The following is a 334-nucleotide window of genomic DNA, read 5'->3' as shown; positions in this document are numbered from 1 at the left end:
CTACACGACGAATGTCGAGGGCTTCCTCGGCGCCCAACACGAATGGATGACCAGCAACCTGCCGAAGCGCGGCGCCATCATCGAGGTCAACAGTTGGGGTCAGCCGGAGCTGCCAAAAAAGGCGGCGCAAGTCTACGGCAAGCCGTCCAAGTCTGATCATACCGCGCTTTACCTTGACCGCGATGGCAAGGTGCAGACGGTGCATTACCGCATGCCTGAAACGGCCAAGCCGAAGGGAAGCAGTCCTGAGGGAACTGCGGAAGGCAGCGATGATTCCGGTGCATCCACGACGCAGAAGGCTCGGCCTGACGTGACCCAGAAGGGTCATGACATG

General features: G+C 60.2%; 1 pseudogene. It reads left to right on the top strand.

The window, feature by feature from the left end:
- Nucleotides 1–334 (top strand): annotated as a pseudogene (locus tag AGR1_RS29440) (plasmid partitioning protein); the annotation flags it as partial.

This window comes from Agrobacterium sp. B1(2019) (genome assembly GCF_008274755.1).
In the GTDB taxonomy this organism is placed as follows: Bacteria; Pseudomonadota; Alphaproteobacteria; order Rhizobiales; family Rhizobiaceae; genus Agrobacterium; species Agrobacterium salinitolerans.
The sequence above is the reverse complement of the archived record's forward strand: the minus strand, read 5'-3'. Positions and strand labels throughout refer to the sequence as shown.